The sequence below is a fragment of the Rhodococcus sp. NPDC058505 genome, from assembly GCF_042720095.1.
Lineage (GTDB): Bacteria > Actinomycetota > Actinomycetes > Mycobacteriales > Mycobacteriaceae > Rhodococcus_G.
This window is the reverse complement of the sequence record NZ_JBHXNB010000005.1, coordinates 91,903-111,136: the sequence shown is the minus strand read 5'-3', so window position 1 is coordinate 111,136 and position 19,234 is coordinate 91,903. Positions and strand designations below refer to the sequence as shown.

Annotated in this window: 13 protein-coding genes and 1 pseudogene; 8 read left to right on the top strand and 6 right to left on the bottom strand. The window is 71.7% G+C overall.

Annotated features, from left to right (window positions below):
• Positions 1 to 31 precede the first annotated feature (31 nt).
• Complete coding sequence (locus ACFWPA_RS05890) at positions 32 to 916, top strand: hypothetical protein (RefSeq protein ID WP_378569824.1); 885 nt, start codon at positions 32 to 34, stop codon at positions 914 to 916.
• 82 nt (positions 917 to 998) lie between these two features.
• A complete protein-coding gene (locus ACFWPA_RS05885; RefSeq protein ID WP_378569823.1) occupies positions 999 to 2,366 on the top strand; it encodes an MFS transporter in 1,368 nt (455 codons plus the stop codon).
• Positions 2,367 to 2,376: 10 nt separating this feature from the next.
• On the opposite strand, the gene ACFWPA_RS05880 is transcribed toward ACFWPA_RS05885, so the two are convergent.
• The 5 genes and pseudogenes from ACFWPA_RS05880 to map all read right to left on the bottom strand — a co-directional run.
• On the bottom strand, positions 2,377 to 2,577 hold the full coding sequence (locus tag ACFWPA_RS05880; protein WP_378507619.1) for a PspC domain-containing protein: 201 nt from the start codon (positions 2,575 to 2,577) through the stop codon (positions 2,377 to 2,379).
• 161 nt (positions 2,578 to 2,738) lie between these two features.
• A complete protein-coding gene (locus tag ACFWPA_RS05875; protein WP_378569822.1) occupies positions 2,739 to 3,164 on the bottom strand; it encodes a DoxX family protein in 426 nt (141 codons plus the stop codon).
• 141 nt (positions 3,165 to 3,305) lie between these two features.
• Positions 3,306 to 3,884: a TIGR03086 family metal-binding protein gene (locus tag ACFWPA_RS05870; protein WP_378507617.1), complete on the bottom strand. Its 579-nt coding sequence runs from the start codon at positions 3,882 to 3,884 to the stop codon at positions 3,306 to 3,308.
• Positions 3,881 to 4,879, bottom strand: coding sequence for a sigma-70 family RNA polymerase sigma factor (locus ACFWPA_RS05865; protein ID WP_378507616.1), 999 nt, complete (start codon positions 4,877 to 4,879; stop codon positions 3,881 to 3,883). Before ACFWPA_RS05865 ends, ACFWPA_RS05870 begins: the two co-directional genes overlap by 4 nt.
• A 69-nt stretch (positions 4,880 to 4,948) precedes the next feature.
• A pseudogene (gene map / locus ACFWPA_RS05860) lies at positions 4,949 to 5,611 on the bottom strand (type I methionyl aminopeptidase); the annotation flags it as partial.
• Positions 5,612 to 5,623: 12 nt separating this feature from the next.
• Between map and ACFWPA_RS05855 the strand changes: the two are divergent.
• The 3 genes from ACFWPA_RS05855 (at position 5,624) to ACFWPA_RS05845 (ending at position 9,385) form a co-directional block, all read left to right on the top strand.
• Positions 5,624 to 5,806 (top strand): helix-turn-helix domain-containing protein, encoded by a 183-nt coding sequence (locus ACFWPA_RS05855; RefSeq protein WP_378569821.1) that lies wholly within the window; start codon positions 5,624 to 5,626, stop codon positions 5,804 to 5,806.
• An 82-nt stretch (positions 5,807 to 5,888) separates the two neighbouring features.
• A complete protein-coding gene (locus tag ACFWPA_RS05850) occupies positions 5,889 to 7,535 on the top strand; it encodes a GMC oxidoreductase (RefSeq protein ID WP_378507615.1) in 1,647 nt (548 codons plus the stop codon).
• 89 nt (positions 7,536 to 7,624) lie between these two features.
• On the top strand, positions 7,625 to 9,385 hold the full coding sequence (locus ACFWPA_RS05845) for a glycosyl transferase (protein WP_378507614.1): 1,761 nt from the start codon (positions 7,625 to 7,627) through the stop codon (positions 9,383 to 9,385).
• A 28-nt stretch (positions 9,386 to 9,413) separates the two neighbouring features.
• Here ACFWPA_RS05845 and ACFWPA_RS05840 read toward each other — a convergent pair whose 3' ends face one another.
• Positions 9,414 to 10,952, bottom strand: a complete 1,539-nt coding sequence (locus ACFWPA_RS05840) for a serine hydrolase domain-containing protein (RefSeq protein WP_378507613.1) — start codon at positions 10,950 to 10,952, stop codon at positions 9,414 to 9,416.
• A 416-nt stretch (positions 10,953 to 11,368) separates the two neighbouring features.
• Between ACFWPA_RS05840 and ACFWPA_RS05835 the strand changes: the two genes are divergently transcribed.
• From ACFWPA_RS05835 to ACFWPA_RS05825, 3 genes are all read left to right on the top strand, one after another.
• Positions 11,369 to 14,728: an arabinosyltransferase domain-containing protein gene (locus ACFWPA_RS05835; protein WP_378569820.1), complete on the top strand. Its 3,360-nt coding sequence runs from the start codon at positions 11,369 to 11,371 to the stop codon at positions 14,726 to 14,728.
• A 64-nt stretch (positions 14,729 to 14,792) separates the two neighbouring features.
• Positions 14,793 to 18,080, top strand: coding sequence for an arabinosyltransferase domain-containing protein (locus tag ACFWPA_RS05830; RefSeq protein WP_378507611.1), 3,288 nt, complete (start codon positions 14,793 to 14,795; stop codon positions 18,078 to 18,080).
• Between the two features lie 173 nt (positions 18,081 to 18,253).
• Positions 18,254 to 19,225: a hypothetical protein gene (locus tag ACFWPA_RS05825; protein WP_378507610.1), complete on the top strand. Its 972-nt coding sequence runs from the start codon at positions 18,254 to 18,256 to the stop codon at positions 19,223 to 19,225.
• Positions 19,226 to 19,234: the final 9 nt, after the last annotated feature.

Here is a 19,234-nt window from a genome sequence, read left to right as displayed (position 1 = left end):
CTGGGACCACCCCGCGACGAGAGGAACGACGATGAGCACCCACACCCACGACCAGCACGCCCACGGCACCCACGCCCACGGCGGCCACGCTCACGCTGCCCACGCCGGTCACGGCGACCACGCCCACGCCGGTCACGGCGACCACGCCCACGCCGGTCATGCGCACGGCGGCGGTGACCATCCCGCGGGCCTGCCGGGCGGACTGCAGATCACACAGGACGGCTACACCCTGGACCTGGCCGAGACCGTCGTCCGGCCCGGCGACCTCGACCTCCGGTTCCGCATCCTCGGCCCCGACGGCCGCCCGGTCACCGACTACACCTCGATCCACGACCGCGACCTGCACCTGATCGTCGCGCGGCGCGAGCTGACCGGCTTCTGGCACGTGCACCCCGTGCTGGCCGACGACGGCACCTGGTCGGTGCGCCTGCACCTGCCGGAGGCGGGCGCCTATCGGGTGTTCACCGACATCGCGCCGACCGCGCTCGGACGCACCATCACGCTCGGCGCCGATCTCGCCGTTGCGGGCGCCTACGACCCCCGGCCGACGCCCGCCCCGAACCGCACCGCCGTCGTCGACGACTACGAGGTCACCCTCGACGGGGACCTGACCACCGGGGCGGGCGGCCTGCTGACCCTCACCGTCCACCGGAACGGCGTGCCCGTCACCGACCTGCAGCCGTACCTCGGCGCCTACGGACACCTGGTGGTGCTGCGCGCGGGCGACCTCGCCTACGTGCACGTCCACCCGAACGGGGCGCCCGGCGACGGGGTCACCGCACCCGGACCGGCCGTCACCTTCCACACCGCGGCACCGGGTGTCGGAACGTACCGCCTGTTCCTCGACTTCAAGCACGGCGACACCGTCCGCACCGCCGCGTTCACCCTCACCGCGGCCGCACACCAGCACCACTGACACCCACCGGAGGCGACCCGATGTGCGACTGCTGCTGTCCGCGCACCCGCGACCCACCCCATCGACGAAGGAACCCACCACCGTGTCCGAGTCCACCCTCACGTCGCTGTTCGCGAACCGCGACTACCTCCGGCTATTCACCGCCCAGGTGTCGGCCCTGTTCGGCACCGGCCTGACCACGGTTGCGCTCGGTCTGCTCGCCTACGAGCTCGCCGGCGCCGACGCGGCAGCGGTGCTCGGCACCGCACTGACCATCAAGATGGTCGTCTATGTCACCGTCGCCCCGGTCGTCGCCGCCTACGCGGGCCGGCTCCCCCGACGACCGTTCCTGATTTCGCTCAACGTGATTCGCGGGGCGATCGTGATGGCGCTGCCGTTTGTCGATCAGGTCTGGCAGATCTACCTGCTGATCGCCGTCCTGCAGACCGCCTCCGCCGCGTACACCCCGACCTATCAGGCGATTATCCCGGACATCCTCCCCGACGAACGCGAGTACACCCGCGCGCTGTCGGCCGCGCAGCTGGCCGCAACGATGGAGACGCTGCTAAGCCCGATGCTGGCCGCGGTTGCCCTGACCCTGGTGAGTTTCCACTGGCTGTTCGTCGGCACCGCACTCGGATTCGTTGTCTCGGCCGCCCTGGTGATCGCCACCCGCATCCCCGACAGCACGGCACCCACGGAGGGCACGTTCCGGGAACGGATCACGGTCGGCCTGCGCATCTTCGCGGCCACCCCACGCCTGCGGGGACTCCTCGGCCTGAACCTCGCGGTCGCGGCGGCCGGGTCGGTGATCATGGTCAACACCGTCAACTACGTCCGCGATACCCTCGGGGGAACCCAGTCTGGTGTGGCGGTTCTGCTGGCCGCCAACGGATTCGGGACGATGGTCGTCGCGCTCACCGCACCACGGGTGCTGGACCGGGTCGGGGCCCGGCCGGTGATGTTGGCAGGCGGCGGTACGCTGCTCGCCGGCCTCGGGGCGGCGATCCTGCTCTCGCTCGCGGACGGTGGCGACTGGCGCTGGGCCGCCGCGGTCGGCGTGTGGGCGGTCGTCGGGGCAGGCACCGCCGCGGTGCTCACCCCCACCGGCCAGGTGCTGCGGCGGTCGTCCGGCCCGGCGGACCGACCCGCCCTGTTCGCCGCACAGTTCTCGCTCTCGCACCTCGCGTGGCTGGTCACCTACCCGATCGCGGGATGGCTCGCGGCCTCCGGGCTGACCGCTACCTGGGTGACGCTGTCGGTGATCGGTGCCGCCGGACTCGCTGCGGCACTGTGGATGTGGCCGCGGCACGACCCGGAGGTGATCACGCACCTGCACGACGCGGGGTCGCTCACCCCCGCCGAGCGGGCGGCGGCCGACCTCGTCGGGGACGACCTCTACCGGCACACCCACGCGGTCGTCATCGACGCGGCGCACCCGCGCTGGCCGCGGGCGGTCCCGGTCGGCTGATCCGTCTACCTCACGCGGGCAACAGCATCCACAGCGCGAGGTAGACGAGGACGGCGGTGCCACCGGTAGCGAAGGCAGCGAGGACGGCGCCGGCCCGGACGAGGTTGGCGTCGACCCCGAAGTACTCGGCGACGCCGCCGCACACGCCGCCGAGCATGCGCTGCGAGGTCGAGCGGGCGAAGGGCTTGGTGGTGTTGCTGTCGAAGGTCATGTCGACATCCTGTCGCCCGGACCGGGCTCGGCGCATCAGGTGTCACCCCGATTTCGACCCTGATCTTCGCCCGGAGCCCCGCCCCACGTACCGAATGGGCCATTTGGTCAGTTGAACTGACCAAATGGCCCATTCGGGACGGTGGCCCGCGCGGCGCGGCGTCAGCGGCGCAGCGGCATGATCCGCCGGACCTCGGCGTCCCGCAGGAACAGCCCGCCCCAGACCAGGATGCCGACGTACACCGGCGACAGGATCGTGGACAGCAGCGGCTGCTCGGTGAGGATGTTGCTGGTGACCGCGCCGCCGAGGTAGCCGGTGAGCAGCACCGCCCCGAGGAGCGACGTGACGGGCAGCAGGTACAGCGCCAGGCACACCAGCATCACGATGCCCATCACGTACGGCGCGTAGTCGGGGAATCCGTACTCGGCGATCGACTCCCGCACCGGCTCGATGTTCGCGAGGTGGATGACGGCATCAAATAGCAGGAACGCGACCACGAGGGCGGTGACCACGAGCCCAGCCAGTCGGGAGCGCGGGGACACCGCGCCGGTCGGGGCGGACTGGACGGCGATCGGAGTGGCGGTCATGGGGACTCCTCGGATCCGGTGCTCCGCGCGGGGTGCGTGAAGCCGTTGTCAGATAGACACCGCACCGCACCCAAACTCATCGCCCGCGGGTTCCGAAGCGGCAGTGGCACTCCTGCCGGTGGCCCGGACCGGCAAGGGCGGTCAGCGGCCGAGGAAGGCCAGCAGTCGTTCACCCGGGCCCGCCGACGCCGACACCCGGCGGGGCGCCGCGAAGCGTCCCGGCCGGTCGGCGTCCGACACCAACAGGCGGGCGCACCACAGCAGTTCATCGGCCAGTCCGCCGGGGATCTCCCGCGGCACGCCGCACGCGGCGGCCACGTCCCAGCCGTGCACCGCGACCTCGAGGGCGCCCGCCGCGGCCGCGATGTCGGACGGCAGGGGGACGCCGCCCACCCGGATCGCGCCCCGGTCACCGGACCCACGCCACGCGCTCATCATTCGGCAGGCCCGATCATGCAGCGCGGCAACGGGGTCGGTGCCCGCATCGGGGATCGACGCGGGCACCAGGACCACCGCCCGATCCAGCACGACCTCCTCAAGCACGGTCAGCGACTCGTTCATGTGCGCGAGCAGCATCCGCAGATCCCACCCCGAGCACGGGGTCGGCCGGTCCAGGTCCCGGTCCGTCACGCTCCGCAGCGCGCCGTCCGTGTAGGCGATCGCGCGTTCGAGCAGCGGCACCGGGTCGGCGAGCGGCCCGGTGGTCCACTCGGCCGTCATGTCGCCGGATCCGGGGCTGGCAGGACGTCCGGCAGCCCGAACTTCGCGAACAGCGACAGGTCGAAGAACACCGTCACATGCCCGATCCCGGACGGCCCCAGGGAAACCACCTGCAGTTGGAACGCCCGGTGCACCCCGTCCTCCGCGCGCATGTAGAGACCGAAGGCTGGCTGCCCGTTCGACACCGTCGGCACCAGCCGCATGTCACCGGAACCCGTGGCGGGACAGTTGTTCTCGATCAGGGACCGGATCGCGGCCGGCCCCTGGTACCAGCCGTCGAACGGCGGCATCTCCCACACCGCGTCCTTCGTGAACAGGTCGGTCAGCGCCGCCATGTCGTAGTTCTCGAACGCGGCCATGTACCGGTCCAGCAACGCCCGCTGCTCGGGGTCGACCGGTTCGACGACGGCGTCCTCCGCCGGGGCGGCCTGCGCGAGCTGGGCCCTGGCCCGCTGCAGCGCGCTGTTGACCGCGGCGGTGCTGGTGTCGAGTAGCTCCGCGACGTCGGCGGCGGGCCAGGCCAGCACTTCCCGCAGGATCAGCACCGCCCGCTGCTTCGGCGGCAGGAACTGCAGCGACGCGATCAACGCCAGCCGCAGGCTTTCCCGCGAGGTCGCGACGGTCGCCGGGTCCGCGGCGGCGACACCGAGCATCTCGTCGGGGATCGGCTCGAGCCACGGCACCTCCTCGCGGGTGACGAGGTCGTCGGCGGGGTCGGAGCTCGGCGCGCCGAGCCCGGTCGGCAGCGGGCGCCGCCCCTTGGACTCGAGCGCGGTGAGGCAGGTCGTGGTCGCGATCCGGTACAGCCAGGTGCGCAGCGAGGACCGGCCCTCGAATTTGTCGTAGGCGCGCCACGCCTTCAGGTACGTCTCCTGCACCAGGTCCTCCGCCTCGTGCACCGACCCCGACATCCGGTAGCAGTGCGCGAGCAACTCGCGCCGGTACTGCTCCGCCTGCGGTGTGAACTCATCCCGGACTGTCGTCGCGTCGCTCATGCACCCACCCTTCCTCGATCGGCCATCGGAGTACAGACCGGTGGGCGGGCGGAAACTCATCGGCCGGTGTCAGGGCAGTGTCAGAACCACCGGCCCCGATTCGGTAATCGCGACGGTGTGCTCGCTGTGCGCGGCCCGCGACCCGTCAAGGGTGCGCAGCGTCCACCCGTCGGGGTCGTGCCGATAGTCGCCGGTGCCACCGCCGATGAGCATCGGTTCGAGCGCGAGCACCAGCCCGGGTCGCAGCCGCATTCCGCGGCCGGCACGGCCCTCGTTCGGCACGTCCGGGTCCTCGTGCATGGCGCGGCCGATGCCGTGTCCGCCGTGGTCCGCGAGCACCCGGCGGCCACGGGCCCGCGCGCACGTTCCGATGGCGGCGGCAATGTCGCCCATCCGATTGCCCGCGACCGCGGCGCTGATGCCACGGGCCAGCGCCTCGTCGGTGTCCGTGATCAGGCTCAGATCGTCGGGGTCTGCGTCGCCCACCACGAAGCTGATCGCCGAGTCGCCGCACCATCCGTCGAGGTACGCCCCGCAGTCGAGGCTGACGAGGTCCCCGTCGGCGAGCACCGCATCCGTCGGAATCCCGTGCACGACCGCATCATTGATGCTGACACACACCACGCCGGGGAAGGGGGTGGGCGCCCAGTTTGGGTGATAGCCGAGGAAGGCCGGACGCGCCCCGGCCTCCGCGATGACCGCGGCCGCAGCAGCGTCCAGTTCGCGCAGACTCGCCCGGCCAGCATGGTCGACGTCGCCACCGCGGCCGGGATCTCCGTCGAGACGCTGCGCAAGATCGAGACCGGCCGGATCGCCACCCCCGCGTTCTTCACCGTGTCCGCGCTCGCCCGGGTCCTCGGCCTGTCCCTCGACCGGGTCGCGCACGTTCTCGCGGACCCACCGGTCGAGCGCGACGTGGCGTCCTGACCAGGACGCGCAGGCCTCACCCGGCTCCCGGTCTCCCGCGACGCACCCCACAGCGCCGCGTCGACCCCGTATCTTCCCCGCCGTGACCTCCCCCTCGACACCACACACCGCCAGCCGTCGCGCCGTGCTGCGCGGTGCCGCCCTCGGCCTCGGCGCGCTCGGCCTCGGCGGACTCGGGCTCGCCGGGGCCGCCGCCGCGCAGGCCGGACCCGCCCCCACCGCGCTGCGCGGCCGGACCGCGATCGTCGTCGGCAGCGGATTCGGCGGCGCCGTCGCCGCGTTGCGCCTCGGGCAGGCCGGTGTCCGCACCACCGTCCTCGAACGCGGTCGCCGCTGGCCGATCGACCCCGCCGGCAACACGTTCAGCACGATCAACCAGCCGGACGGCCGCTCCGCCTGGTTCTCCGACCGGCCGCACCTCAACCAGGCGACCAAGATCCTGACCATCCCGCGCTACCCCGGCATCGTGGACCGGGTCCGCGGCAACGGCATCGACGCCCTGTACGGCGCCGGTGTCGGCGGCGGCTCGCTCGCCTTCGGCGCGTTCACCCCGCAGCCGCGGCGCCGGGACTTCGAGCAGGTCTTCCCGACCCAGATCGACTACACCGAACTCGACCGCGTCTACTTCCCGCGGGCCAGGGCCATGCTCGGCACCTCCCCGCTGCCCGCCGACCTGCTCGCCCACCCGTCCTACCGGGGAGCGCGGGCCTGGCTCGACGACATCCGCGACTTCGGCGGCGAGCCGGTGCTGCACGACTTCTGCGTGGACTGGGACCTCGTCCGCGACGAACTCGCCGGGCGCAGGCCCGCGTCGTACTCGATCGGCGAGGGCCCGTACGGCTCCAACTCGGGCGCCAAGAACAGCGTCGACCACAACTATCTGCCCGCCGCCGAGGCCACCGGCAATGTGACCGTCGAACCGATGCACGAGGTCACCGAGATCCGTGAGGTGTCCGGGCAGGACCGGTTCGAGGTGGCGGTCCGCGTCATCGACGAGACCGGTGCCGCCGTCGCGCACAAGACGCTCGTCGCCGACTACGTGTTCATGGCCGCGGGCTCCTTCTACACCTCGGCGCTGCTGGCCACCGCGAAGGCGCGCGGCACCCTGCCCCGGCTCGGCGACCAGGTCGGCAAGGGGTACGGCAACAACGGCGACTTCCTGATGGCCCGCACCCTGCTGCGCCGCGACTACGGCGCCAGGCAGGGCGGGCCGGGTGTCGCGGTCATGTACGACGACGACAATCCGGACGGGCCGATCTCCATCTCGTGGGAGGCGTCACCGTTCCCCGACGCCGCGGGCGGCATCACGTCCGCGAACCTGATCCAGGTGATCAGCGACGAACGCGGGTCGGTCGACTACAACCCGGCGACCGGGCGGGCCGAGCTGAACTATCCGCACAGCGAGGAGTCCAGCGACGTCGACGCCCGCGCGAAGCGGTTCGCCGGCCGGTTCCACGACCGGACCGAGGTGCGGTTCGGTTCGCCTGCCACCGGCGTCCCGGTCTACAGCCGGCTCGTCGACTTCGGGTCCGGCTGCACCTGGCACGGCCTCGGCGGCATGGTGATGGGCCGCGCCTGCGACCACGACGGGAAGGTCGACGGCTACGCCAACCTGTTCGTCGTTGACGGCGCGCTGCTGCCCGGATCGTCCGCGTTGGTGAACCCGGCGCTGACGATCACCGCGATCGCCGAACGCTGCCTGGACCGGTTCGTCGCCGCCCGGGCCTGACCCGGTCGGCGCGGGCGGTCCCCGACGCCGGTCGGTAGCGTGATCGGTTGGTGCCCGCTCCGGGTGCCAACCGATCGAAGGGACGGTGCATGACAGCGGACTCGACATCGACCGTGGTCGCACCGTCGACCACGCGGGCCGCGACGCGTCGCCGCGGCCCGCGACCGGCCCGCCCCGATCTGCTGGTCGCGGCCGGGTTCACCGCGCTCGCCGTCGTCGTGATGGGCAATCAGTGGCGGCAGCCCGCGTCCGGGTACCTCACCGGCAGCGGCCAGGATCAGCGAATGTGGGAGTGGTTCTTCGCCCTCGCCGCCCGCTCGATCACCCGCCTCGACAATCCGCTCGGGTCACTGCTGCAGAACTATCCGCAGGGTGTGAACCTGATGGCGAACACCGCGATGTTCGGGGTCAGCGTCCCGCTCGCGCCGATCACGCTGCTGCTCGGCCCGACCGTCACCTGGACGCTGGTGTTGACGTTCGGGCTCGCCGCCACCGCGTACGCCTGGTACTGGTTCCTGCGCCGCTACGCGGACGTGTCCCGGGTCGCGGCGACCGTCGGCGGCCTGTTCTGCGGCTTCGCGCCCGCGGTGATCTCGCACGCCAACGGGCACCCCAACTTCGTGGTGCTGGCGCTGCTCCCGGTGATCCTCGGCTGCGTGATCCGCCTCTCCCGCGGCGCCGGAACCCGCACCGCCGTCTGGCTGGGCCTGCTGGTCGCGATGCAGATCGCGCTCGGTGAGGAGCCGCTGCTGATCACCGCCCTCACGTTCGGGGTGTTCACCGCCGCCTACTACGCGGTCCGGCCCCGGCTGTTCCTTCCCGCGGCACGGCGCGCGACGAAGCCGCTGCTGCTCGCCGCGCTGATCGCGTTGATCCTGACCGCGGGGCCGCTGTGGTGGCAGTTCTTTGGCCCGCAGAGCTACCGCTCCATCGACCACGGCCCGATGGGTAACGACCTCAAGGCGCTGCTGCAGTTCCCGCGCCAGTCCGTCGGCGGCCGCGTCACCCCCGGTCAGGACGTCGCAATCAACGCGACCGAGGAGAACGCCTACTTCGGCTGGCCGCTGCTGGCCGTCACGCTCGCCGCCGCGGTGTGGCTGCGCCGGGTCGCGATCGCCCGCGCCGCCGCGATCACCGTCGTCGCGCTGTGCACGCTGTCCCTCGGCGCCGAGCTGACCATCGGCCGGGACGGCACCGGTATCTGGCTGCCGTGGTCGCTGCTTGAGCGGCTGCCGTTGCTCGAATCGGTCCTCGAAACCCGCTTCGCGATGGGGGCGATCCCCGCGATCGCGCTGCTGCTCGCGTTGACCATCGACCGGGCCCGCCGCGAGCGGGCCACCCTGGCGCCGTGGACGGCGGCGCTGGTCCTCGCCCTGCTGCCGCTGACCCCGCTGCCCCTGCACGCCGTTGAGCGCGCGCCCGCGCCCCAGTTCTTCACCGACGGCACCTGGCGGCAGTACGTCGGCGGCGGCTCCGTCGTGACCATCCCGCTGCCCCGCCCCGAGGACGCCCGCGCCCTGACCTGGCAGGTCGAGGCCGGCTTCGGGTTCCCGCTGGCTGGCGGCTACTTCGTCGGCCCGGTCGGCCCGGACAAGAAGGCCAAGTACGGCCCCGACGACCGTCCGACCGCGAGCCTGCTCGCGCGGGTGCAGAAGGACGGCGTCGTCCCGCACGTCACCGACGCGATGCGCGCCGAGGCCGCCGCCGACCTGGCGTACTGGCGGGCCGACGTCCTCGTCATGCCGCACGGCAGCAACGAGCGGGCGCTGCGGCTGACGGTGCAGGACCTGCTCCGGGACCAGGGGCACCGGGCCTCCGACGTGTGGGTGTGGGACCTGCGGGCACGCTGAGCCGCCGTCGCCGGGTGGCGCGAACCGTTCAGGTCGGGAGCGGGCGCGGCACCCCCGCCCTGGCCCGGACCAGCATCCCGTAGCCGACCCATGCGAGGGCACGGAGCGCCAGGAACGCCACGATCACCAGCACGAGCACGGTGACGTCGGGCAGCGCACCGAACGCGACGGCAATCGACACCGGCCCGCCGAAACCGAGATACCCGACCCCGACGAACACCGCGACATACACCGCGACCGCGGCTGCGAGGTCGCGCAGGCCCGGCAGCAGCGCGCCCGCGACGAAACCGTTGTCCCGCAACCGCCGCGGCAGGGTGCGTGCGCGCCGGACCTGTCCCCGTGTCGCCAGCACCATCGCCAGCAGGGCCACCGCGGCGACCGCGCCGACGACGACGTAGGTGACGGTGAAGGCGTTGCTGATCGACGGTGCGCCATCGCCCGCGAGCATCGCCATCGCACCATCGAACGCCGTCCCGCTGTCCACCAGAACCGGGTTGGCTGCCGTGAGAACGACCAGTCCGACGCCGCGGTCGGGAAGGAATCCCAGATTGGAGTGGTAGTTGGCCAGGTCGCCGTCGTGCCGGACGACCGGCTGCCCGGCCACCGACCCGGCACCCCAGCCGAATCCGTAGTCGTCGACGCCGGACAGCGCGCCGTCGTCGGCGATCGGGACCGCGGGGGCGTGCATGAGCGCGAGGCCGGCCTCGGACAGCAGGCGGACGCCGTCGAAGCTGCCCGTCATCTGAAACTCGAGGTAGTGGCCGAGATCGCCTGCGGTGGAGATCAGATAGCCGTCGGGGAGCGCGCCGGGAAAGGCCGGGGTGTCCCGTTCGACGGACGCACCGAAGACGGTGGTGGTGCCCTCGACCAGTCCGGCCTCGCGCGCCGCATCGAGGTCGGTGAAGCTGCGCGTCATCCGGAGCGGATCGAAGATGTGCGCCTGGACGTAGTCGGCGAAGGCCTGCCCGGACACCGTCTCCACCAGCAGGCCGAGGGTGGCGTAATTCTTGTTGCAGTAGTGGAATTCGGCGCCTGGTGTGCTGACGAGTTCGATGTCGGCGAGGGCTCGGACCCGGTCCTCCAGGGTGACGGACGGCTCGTACAGGTCCACCGTTCCGGCAGCGGTGGGCAACCCGCTGGTCTGCTCGAGCAGGTGCCGGACGGTGATCGGCTCGCTTCCGCCTGCGGTGCGGAACCACGAAATGTACTGGGTGATCGGCGAATCGAGGGCGATCCTGCCCTGATCGACCAGCTGCATCACGGCGAGCGCGGTGAACGATTTACTCAGCGAGCCGAGCAGGAACGGCGTGTCGACCGTGACGCCGGCACCGAGCGCTCCCGAACCGGTCACCCCACCGTCCGCCACGATCGCGTACGCCGCGGACGGGACGTGGGACGCGCGCAGTTGCGCCTGCAGGTACCCGAGCACGTCCTCGTCGGCGGTGGACCCCGACGAGGGCTGCGCCGCAACCACACCCGCCCCCGCCGCGAGGGCAACCGTCACACAGACGAGACCGGCAACGACCAGTCGGACCAGGTACGGAAGACCACGGTGGCGCCCCGCCATCGATTCTCACCTCGCTTCGTCGGGGGGCCAGTACATCAGACGCGGCACCCCCGGGAGCGCCGCCCCGGGGCGCACATAGGGGGTCGGGGATGTCCGATCTGCCCCCCACCGTCCCCTAACCTGCCGCCGAATCGCGGCGGGAGCCGCCAGCACCCGGTCGAATGGCAGCAGGCACCGACCGGTGCCGGACCGCGACATCAGGAGCTCCCATGTCCTTCTCGACCATGTTCTCGCTGATCGCGTCGCTGCTCGGACCGAGTGTCGGCAGTGCGGCCGGCGGCGGCGCCGAGGGCGGAGGAGGTTTCGCCTTCGACTCCTGACCCCGGCCGACCGGGCCACCGCTCCCTCGCGGCGTCGTCCGGCCCTCGACCCGCCGCCGGTGATGCCGCCCCGCATCACCGGCGGCGTTTCCACTGATGGGCCACGCTCGCCTGCGACGGCCCGCCCATCCCATACGATCGATCCCTGTGCCAGCCGAGTCCGACGCCCCCGCCGTCCCCACGTCCCCGCAGGCGCCGGATCAGCGTGCCTCCCGCACGGTGCGGCTGATCGCGACCGTCGCCGGACTGCTCGGCTTCCTCCTCGCGGTCGCGACGCCGCTGCTGCCCGTCTCGCAGCAGGCCGCGACCCTGTCGTGGCCGCAGAACGGCGAGCTGACCGGCGTCGAGGCGCCGCTGGTGAGCTACGAGCCGCTCACCCTCGACGCCCACATTCCCTGCCCGGTGTTCGCGGACCTCGGCGCGGACGGCGGCACCGTCCTGTCCACCGTCCCTGCCTCCGCGCCCGACGCCGAGACGGTCGGCCTCACCGTCGCCGTCGGGACGGACGAGGACCGCACCGTCTCCGTCGTCCTGCGCGGCGGACGGATGGTCGCGGCGCCGCTGGCCGACCTGACCGGGTGCAGCGCCCTCGTCCTGCACTCCGACGCCGACGGAACCACCGCGACGTTCGCCGGGCTGAACGCCGCCGACGGGACCGGGCCGGTGACCGCCGAGGTCACCGGCGACCAGCGCCCCCAGCTGGTGGGGCTGTTCACCGACCTGACCGGGCCCGCCCCGGGCAATAGTGAGGGCACCGCCCCGGGCACGAGTGAGGGCACCGCCCTCGCCGGCCTCGAGGTGCACGCCGACCTCGACTCCCGCTTCTCGTCGAGCCCCACCGCGTTCAAGGTGATCGCGATGATCGTCGGGGCGGCGGCGACGCTGCTGTCGCTGGCCGCGCTGCACCGGCTGGACCTCGCCGACGGGCGCCACGCCCGCCGCTTCCTGCCGCGGCACTGGCTGCGGTTCGGCGCCGTCGACGCCGTCGTGATCGGGACCCTGGTGGTGTGGCACTTCATCGGCGCGAACACCTCCGACGACGGCTACCTGCTGACGATGGCCCGGGCGTCGGAACACTCCGGCTACATGGCCAACTACTACCGCTGGTTCGGGGTGTCGGAGGCGCCGTTCGGCTGGTACTACGACGTCCTCGCCGCGCTGGCGAAGGTGTCCACCGCCAGCACCTGGATGCGGCTGCCCACCCTGGTCGCCGGGATCCTGTGCTGGCTGGTGATCAGCAGGGAGGTGATCCCCCGCCTCGGCCGCGCGGTGCGCCGCAACCGGATCGCGGTGTGGACCGCCGGGCTGGTGTTCCTGTCCTTCTGGTTGCCCTACGACAACGGCCTGCGCCCCGAACCGGTGATCGCGCTCGGCGCCCTGCTCACCTGGTGCTCGATCGAGCGGGCGATCGCCACCGGCAGGCTGCTGCCCGCCGCGGTCGGTGTGCTGCTCGCCGCGTTCTCGCTCGCCGCCGGGCCGACCGGACTGATCGCGGTCGCCGCGCTGATCGTCAGCCTGCGGCCGCTGGTGAAGCTGGTCGTCACCCGCGCCAGCGGCACCGGGGTGCTGCCGCTGCTCGCGCCGGTCCTCGCGGCGGGCACGGTGGTGCTGATCGCGATCTTCGCCGACCAGACCCTCGCGGTCGTGCTCGAGGCGATCAAGGTCCGCACCGAGATCGGGCCGAACGTGTCCTGGTTCGGCGAGTACCAGCGGTATGAGGCGCTGCTGAACATCTCACCGGACGGGTCCCTCGCCCGCCGGTTCGGGGTGTTCGCGATGGTGCTGTGCCTGATCGTGTGCGCGATGCTGCTGCTGCGCGGGCGCGGCCGGATCCCCGGCGCGGCGGCTGGCCCGTCCCGCCGCATCCTCGGCATCGTGTTCGTCTCGCTGCTGCTGATGATGTCGACGCCGACGAAGTGGACGCACCATTTCGGGGTGTACGCGGGCCTCGCCGGGTCGATCGCCGCGGTCACCGCCGTCGGGATCGCCGCGGCCACCGCCCGCTCCCGCCGCAACCGCGCGCTGTTCGCGTCCGGCGTGCTGTTCCTGCTGGCGCTGGCGTTCACTGGATCCAACGGCTGGTGGTATGTCTCCAGCTACGGCGTCCCCTGGTGGGACAAGCCGCCGTCGATCAGCGGCAAACCGTTCTCCACTGCGTTCCTCGCGCTGAGCATCCTGGTTCTGCTGTACGCGGGCTGGCAGCACCTGCGCGAACCGTATCGGGGGCCGGAACAGCCGGTGCGGCCCGGGCTGCGGACGCTGATCGCGTCGCCGCTGACGCTGGCCGCGGCGTTCATCGTGCTCGTCGAGGTGCTGTCCCTCGCGAAGGCCGCCGTCGGCCAGTACCCGGCCTACTCGGTGGCGCGGTCCAACCTGGACACCCTCACCGGCGACAGCTGCGCGCTCGCAAACGACGTGCTGATCGAACCGGACGCCAACGCGGGCATGCTGGCCCCGCTGACCGCCGGACCCGACCCGTTCGCCGCGGCCGAGAACACCGGGTTCACCCCGAACGGGGTGCCCGTCGACCTGACCGCCGACGAGGAGGCCAAGGCGGCGGGCGGCGCCAACACCGTCGACACCGGGTCAACCACCACCACCGGAACCACCTCCGCCGGGACCGGCGGCGGCACCGGAAGCACCGGCGTCAACGGCAGTTCCGTCGCGTTGCCGTTCGGCCTGGACCCCGCGACCACCCCGGTCCTCGGCAGTTCCGGCAGCGACGGGCCCGCGCACCTGACCACCGGCTGGTACGCGCTGCCCGACCGCAGCGACGCGACCCCGCTGCTGGTGGTCACCGCCGCGGGCCGGATCCGGTACGTCGACCCCGACGGCATCGAAACCCACGGGCAGGACCTGCACGTCGAATACGGCACCCGAAACGCGGACGGCTCGGTCGACGTGCTCGGCGCGGTCGCGCCGATCGACATCGGCCCGTCCCCGTCGTGGCGGAACCTGCGGGTGCCGATGGACGCAATCCCCTCCGACGCCGACGCGGTCCGCCTCGTCGCCGACGACCACGACCTCACCCCGAAGCAGTGGCTGGCGGTCACCCCGCCGAGGCTGCCGCAGACACGGACGCTGCAGGACGTTGTCGGGTCGCAGGCGCCGGTGCTGCTGGACTGGTCCGTCGGGCTGTCCTTCCCCTGCCAGCGGCCGTTCGACCACCGCTACGGCGTCGCGGAGGTCCCCGAGTTCCGGATCCTGCCCGACCGGGTCGGGGCCGACTCCACCAACGCCTGGCAGGACGCGTTCGGCGGCGGCCCGCTCGGCTGGGTGAACCTGCTGCTGACCGCGGAGACCATGCCCAGCTACCTGAACCACGACTGGGCGCGGGACTGGGGCTCGCTCGAGCGGTACACCCCGCTCGACCCGACGGCGGGCACCGCCACGGTCGACACCGAGACGGTGACCAGGTCCGGCCTCTGGTCGCCGGGCCCGATCGCGGCTCGCTGACCCCGGGCGCCGGTTCGTCGATGCTGTGAGGGCCACTCAGGTGGCTGTCATACCATCGACAACCGTGTCCGACGCCCTGACCGCCACCGCGCCCGCCCCCGCGCCAGCACCGTTACCCGACCCGCGCACCCAGTACCGGACCGCCCGGCTGGTCGCGATCGTGACCGGTCTGCTCGGGTTCGTGCTCGCGGTGGCGACCCCGTTCCTGCCGATCACGCAGACCGCGGCGACCCTGAACTGGCCGCAGGCCGGCACCGTCGGCAGCGTCGAGGCGCCGCTGATGGCGCAGGTGCCGATCGACCTGCGGGCGTCGATCCCCTGCCGCCTGGTCGACGACCTGCCCGCGTCGGGTGGGCTGCTGCTCGGCACCGCACCACCGGACGGCAGCGGCGCCCCGCTGAACGCGATGTCCGTCCGGGTCACCGAGACCAGCGTCGACGTCCTCGACCGGAACGTCGTCGTCGCCTCCGCGCCCAGGGACGCGGTCGCGGGCGGCGGCTGCACGGCGATCGCCATCAGCTCGGACATCGACGCCACCACCGCCACCTTCGAGGGCCTGACCGTCGACGGCAACCCCGTCACCGGCACCCTCACCGGCGACCTGCGCCCGCAGGTCGTCGGCGTCTTCACCGACCTGACCGGTGCCGCCCCCGACGGCCTCACGTTCACCTCCAACCTCGACTCCCGGTTCTCGTCGTCCCCGACCCTGGTCAAGCTCGCCGCGATGGTGCTCGCGGTGCTGCTGACGGTCAGTTCCCTGGTCGCGCTGCACCGCCTCGACGGCATCGACGGCCGCCGCGCCCGCCGCTTCTTCCCGTCGCACTGGTGGCGGGTCCGTCCGCTGGACGGGGTGATCGTCGGCACCCTGGTGCTGTGGCACTTCATCGGCGCGAACACCTCCGACGACGGCTACCTGCTGACGATGGCCCGGGTGTCCGAGCATTCCGGCTACATGGCGAACTACTTTCGCTGGTTCGGGGTCCCCGAGGCGCCGTTCGGCTGGTACTACGACGTCCTCGCGGCGATGGCGAAGGTCTCCACCGCCAGCCCCTGGATGCGGCTGCCCGCCCTGATCGCGGGCATCCTGTGCTGGCTGGTCATCAGCCGGGAGGTGCTCCCCCGGCTCGGCCGCGCCGTCCGCCTGAACCAGGCCGCGGTGTGGACCGGCGGCCTGGTGTTCCTCGCGTTCTGGCTGCCCTACGACAACGGCCTGCGCCCCGAGCCGATCGTCGCGCTCGGCGCCCTGCTCACCTGGTGCTCGGTCGAACGGTCCATCGCCACCGGCCGCCTGCTCCCTGCCGCCGTCGCAATCATGATCGCCGCGTTCTCGCTCGGCGCCGCCCCCACCGGCCTGATGTGCGTCGCCGCGTTGCTCGCGGGCGCCCGGCCGATGGTCCGCATCGTCGTCCGCAGGCACCGCGCCGTCGGCACCTGGCCGCTGGTGGCGCCGCTGCTCGCGTCCGGCGCGGTGGTGCTGGTCGCGGTGTTCGCCGACCAGACCTTCGCCGGGGTTCGCGAGGCCACCCGGGTGCGCACCCTGATCGGCCCGAACATGCAGTGGTACGAGGAGTTCCTGCGCTACTACTACCTGTTCGTGCAGACCGTCGACGGTTCGGTCTCCCGCCGGTTCGCGTTCCTGGTGATGGTGCTGTGCCTGTTCACGACGCTGTTCGTGTTGCTGCGCCGCAAGCGGGTTCCCGGCGCCGCCGTCGGGCCGTCGTGGCGTCTGCTCGGCGTCGTGTTCGGCACCGTCTTCTTCATGATGTTCAACCCGACGAAGTGGACCCACCACTTCGGCGTGTACGCGGGCATCGCGGGCGCCCTCGCCGCGCTGACCGCGGTCGCGGTGTCCGCGACGGCGCTGCGCTCGCGTCGCAACCGGACCATGTTCGCGGCCGGTCTGCTGCTGGTGCTCGCCTTCTCGTTCTCCGGCATCAACGGCTGGTGGTACGTCTCCAGCTACGGCATCCCGTGGTTCGACAAGACCGTCTCCCTGGCCGGGATCCAGGTCAACACCGTGCTGCTGGTGCTGTTCGTGGCGTGCGTGCTGCTGGTCGGCTGGCAGTACTTCCGCGAGGACTTCATCGGCAAGCAGGTGCGGGCGTCGGGCAGCCGTCGACGCCGCATCACGGCGTTGGCCGCGATGCCGCTGACCGTCGTCGCGGCACTGATGGTGCTGTTCGAGGTGCTGTCCCTGACGAAGGGCGCGGTCGCGCAGTACCCGGCGTACTCGTTGGCGCGCTCCAACATCGACGCCGTCACCGGGTCGCCGTGCGGGCTCGCCGACCACGTGCTCACCGAGGCCGACCCGAACGCCGGTCGGCTGCAACCACTCCCGGAACCCGGGGTCACGGATCCGCTCGCAGGCGTGAACGCCGTCGGCTTCGGCCCCGACGGGGTTCCATCCGACCTCACCGCCGACTACACCGAGGTCAAGCCCGGTCAGGCGAACACCGACAACCAGTCCGTCGGACCGGAATTCGTCACCGGCGCCAGTGCCGGCACCGAGGGCGGCACCGGGGCCCGCGGCGTCAACGGATCGACCGCGAAGCTGCCGTTCGGCCTCGACCCGGCCACCACCCCGGTCCTCGGCAGCTACCAGACCGGGGTGCAGGAGCCCGCGCTGCTGACGTCGAGCTGGTACGCGCTGCCCGCCCGCAGCGACGACGCCCCGCTCGTCGTGGTGACGGCGGCGGGCCGCATCTGGTCGGAGTCGAAGGACGGCGAGGTGACCTACGGGCAGGCCCTGCGCCTTGAGTACGGCCATCGGGAGGCCGACGGCACCGTCACCATCCTCGGCAGCTACCTGCCCAAGGACATCGGGCCCGCCCCGTCGTGGCGGAATCTGCGGATCCCGTTGGACGAGTTGCCCGCCGAGACCGACACCGTCCGGATCACCGCCAACGACCCGAACCTCTCCGGTGACCAGTGGCTGGCGTTCACCCCGCCGCGGGTGCCGCAGCTGCAGACACTGAACACCTATCTCGGCTCCGAGCAGCCGGTGCTGCTGGACTGGGCCGTCGGGTTGCAGTTCCCGTGTCAACGCCCGTTCGACCACCGCTACGGCGTCGCGGAGATGCCGGGCTACCGGATCCTGCCGGACCGGCCGCTGGCCGTCAGCTCCACCGACACCTGGCAGGCCGCGGAGAACGGCGGCCCGCTCGGCTGGACCGAAATGCTCGCCGAATCCTCCACCGTCCCCACCTACATGAAGGACGACTGGGGTCGGGACTGGGGCGCGCTGGAGCGGTACACCCGGCACTTCCCCGACGCCACCCCGGCCACCGTCGACACGGCCACGGTGACCCGCTCCGGCTTCTGGAGCCCCGGCATGATGCGCGTCTACCCATAGCCCGAGGTTCCCTAATGTCACATTGACTCACTCCACGATCCTGAATGTGACATTAGGGAACCTCCGGTGTGGAGGAATCTCAACTATCCACAGGCCGGAGATTCATCCACAGAACGCCAGGAGTCGGGGCTCGGACGGGACCTCCCGCGCCGGCGACCACCCACACTGACGGCATGCGACGCGGAAAATGGGCCGACGACTACAACACGCTCGTCGGGTACAGCACGAACCTAGCCATCCGGTCGAGCACCCTCCGCGGTCTCGGCGTCGCACCGAAGACCCTCGCCCGCTACTGCCTTCCGGGCGGTCCGTGGCAACGGATTCTTCCCGGGATCATTCTGCTGCACAACGGGGTCCCCAGTGCACGACAGCGTGCGACCGCCGCCCTGATGTACGGCGGACCTGACAGCGTCCTGTCCGGTCACGCCGCACTCGCTGAGCACGGATTCCGTCGTTCGGCGACAATGTCGGACGTCCTGCTCCTCATTCCCGCATCACGGCACCGGGCACCGACCGGGTACGTCAAGGTCGAACGGACCTGGCGCATGCCGGACGCCAGCGAGATCAGCGACCGTGGACCCGTTCGCTACGCCTCGGTCACCAGGGCAGCGATGGACGCGGCGCGGCGAATCGGTCGGCGCGACGACTGCCGCGCACTGCTGGCCGAGGTCATCCAGCGCGGCGACACCTCGCTCGAGGAGCTCGCGATCGAACTCGCCGAGGGCTCCCGTCGTGGGACCGCCCTGGCCAGATCCGTCCTGAGAGAGCTTGCCGACGATGCGCATTCCGTCGAGGAGATCCACGCCCAACGCATCTACAAGCGGAGCGGGCTGCCCACGATGGTGCACAACCGCGAGGTCGAAACCCACAACGGGGAATTCGTCGCGTCGCCGGACGGTTGGATCGACGATGTTGCGATGGCCTGGGAAATCGACTCCCTCAAGCACCACCTGACCCTGACCGATCACGAGGCAACCGTGCTCCGTCGGGCGCGCATGCAGGCGGCGGGGATAGTCGTGCTGTGCCATCTGCCGAAGACGCTGCGCCAGAACCCCGCACTCGCACTGCAAGACCTCAGGGACAATTACGGGCACGCTGCGTCCCGACCACGCCCAAAGGTTCGACTCCGCCCCAAGGTTCCCTAATGTCACATT

Excerpts from the sequence above, each read along its gene's own strand:
- ACFWPA_RS05890 (WP_378569824.1), top strand. The coding sequence starts at position 32 with ATGAGCACCCACACCCACGACCAGCACGCCCACGGCACCCACGCCCAC.
- ACFWPA_RS05880 (WP_378507619.1), bottom strand. The coding sequence starts at position 2,577 with ATGACCTTCGACAGCAACACCACCAAGCCCTTCGCCCGCTCGACCTCG.
- ACFWPA_RS05875 (WP_378569822.1), bottom strand. The coding sequence starts at position 3,164 with ATGACCGCCACTCCGATCGCCGTCCAGTCCGCCCCGACCGGCGCGGTG.
- ACFWPA_RS05870 (WP_378507617.1), bottom strand. The coding sequence starts at position 3,884 with ATGACGGCCGAGTGGACCACCGGGCCGCTCGCCGACCCGGTGCCGCTG.
- ACFWPA_RS05865 (WP_378507616.1), bottom strand. The coding sequence starts at position 4,879 with ATGAGCGACGCGACGACAGTCCGGGATGAGTTCACACCGCAGGCGGAG.
- ACFWPA_RS05855 (WP_378569821.1), top strand. The coding sequence starts at position 5,624 with ATGGTCGACGTCGCCACCGCGGCCGGGATCTCCGTCGAGACGCTGCGC.
- ACFWPA_RS05845 (WP_378507614.1), top strand. The coding sequence starts at position 7,625 with ATGACAGCGGACTCGACATCGACCGTGGTCGCACCGTCGACCACGCGG.
- ACFWPA_RS05840 (WP_378507613.1), bottom strand. The coding sequence starts at position 10,952 with ATGGCGGGGCGCCACCGTGGTCTTCCGTACCTGGTCCGACTGGTCGTT.
- ACFWPA_RS05835 (WP_378569820.1), top strand. The coding sequence starts at position 11,369 with ATGGGCCACGCTCGCCTGCGACGGCCCGCCCATCCCATACGATCGATC.
- ACFWPA_RS05825 (WP_378507610.1), top strand. The coding sequence starts at position 18,254 with ATGCGACGCGGAAAATGGGCCGACGACTACAACACGCTCGTCGGGTAC.